Origin of the sequence: Streptomyces sp. NPDC046197 (assembly GCF_040646295.1) — a bacterium.
Lineage (GTDB): Bacteria > Actinomycetota > Actinomycetes > Streptomycetales > Streptomycetaceae > Streptomyces.
In genome coordinates, this window is sequence record NZ_JBEYZY010000102.1 from 1 (window position 1) to 1574 (window position 1574).

A 1574-nucleotide genomic window follows, 5' to 3' on the forward strand; every position below is an offset into this window, starting at 1 on the left:
GTCGGACTTCGAGACCGTCCAGGAACTGCGCTGTGACCTGCGCTGGAAGGCCGCCTGCGGACTGGGCCTGCACGACATGGCCTTCGACCCGTCGCTACTGGCCTACTTCCGTCGTCGTCTTACGACCTTGGGAGCGATTGGGCTGGGGGTGCTCATGGACACCTGGGGCTTGCGTGAAATCCTTCGCCCATGAGCACACCGCCTGAGGGATTGCCCGTCTACCGAGTCCTGACCGGGCCGGACGATGCCGCGTTCTGCCACCGTGTGAGCGAGGCGATAGGCCTTGGCTACGAGCTACACGAAGGCCCCGCCGTCACCTTCAACGGGGAGAACGTCATCGTCGCCCAGGCCCTGGTCTGGCCGACGCGGTCATAGGGACCTTGAGAGTCGCGGTGATCGCGGTCGCCCGTGACATGGGAAGGGCCGTACAGGTTGGGCGAGTTGTGACGCTTGCCTGGGCCCGTACGGCCTGTTCCCATCCTGCCCTGTCCGGGATCTCCCGCGCGCACTTCGGCGAGTTGCTCGAAGAACTCGCTCCGCGTTGGGAGGCTGCCCGCGAGTCGGCGCTGCGCCGGCGGCGCGGCGGGGACCGGCGCCGGGCAGCGGGAGCCGGACCGAAGCAGCGGTTGGTTTTCGTCGACCGGCTGCTGGTCACGCTGGTCCACCTGCGGCTTGGTCTGCCGCACGCGGCGCTCGCCGAGTTGTACGGGGTGGACCGCTCCACCATCTCGAACGCGGTCCGCGAGGTCCGGGCTTTGCTGGCGGCCCGTGGCTTCGCCGTGCCCGACCGCCTCGGCATCCGCCTCCGCACGCTGGAGGATGTGTTCGCCTACGCGGATGCCGAGGGCGTCTGCTTGCGGATCGACGGCACCGAGGTCCAGGTCCGCCGCCCGAAAGCGGGCCGCCCGGGGCGCAGAGCGTTCATCTCCGGCAAGAAGAAGCAGAACACGATCAAGACCACCACCTTCAGCGACGGCCAGGGCCGCACTCTGTTCAGCGGCGTGGTCCGTCCCGGCCGGATGCATGACCAGACCTCGGTGCGCACCGAGGGCATCGCCGAGCAGTTCTGCCAGCGCCCCGAGGTCAAGGCCAAGGTCGACGAGGGCTACCGCGGACTGGCCAACGAGTTCCCCGACCAGGTCGACGCCCCGCCGAAGAAGCCGAAGGACGATGCACCGCTGGGCGAGCACCACGCCTGGCGCGAGTGGCGTCGCCGCCAGTCTTCAGCCCGGATCCACGTCGAGCACACCAATGCCGAGTACAAGCAGTGGCGGCTGTTGCAGCGGTTCACCGGACGGCGCGAGACCTACCGAGAAACCCACCTCGCCATCGCCGGCCTCGTCTCCGACCGCTCCGCCAAGAGGGCGACCCGACGCCGCACGAGCACCGAACTGGTGCTCGTCCGCCCGGCCGCCTGCTGATCATCACCAGCCGATCCGCCAGGCCAGCACGCCCGGACCTCAATCGCTCCCAAGGTCGTTAGCCGTTCCACCCGCCCGAACCGGGTGTTCGAGGCCGTGCGGGAGGTCGTGAAGGCCACCGGTGTCCTCAAGGGCAAGCACCGGCGGGCACTG

3 protein-coding genes are annotated in these 1574 nt (G+C 69.0%); all 3 read left to right on the top strand.

Going from position 1 to position 1574, the window contains the following annotated elements; translation table 11 throughout:
• Positions 1–193 (top strand): transposase (locus tag AB0A61_RS41055; RefSeq protein ID WP_361304726.1); only part of this gene is annotated, 193 nt, incomplete at its 5' end.
• Positions 190–375, top strand: a complete 186-nt coding sequence (locus AB0A61_RS41060; RefSeq protein WP_361304729.1) for a DUF1737 domain-containing protein — start codon at positions 190–192, stop codon at positions 373–375. The genes AB0A61_RS41055 and AB0A61_RS41060, both read left to right, overlap by 4 nt.
• A 68-nt stretch (positions 376–443) precedes the next feature.
• Entirely contained in the window at positions 444–1421 is a 978-nt protein-coding gene (locus AB0A61_RS41065) for a transposase family protein (RefSeq protein WP_361304732.1), read from the top strand.
• Positions 1422–1574 lie beyond the last annotated feature (153 nt).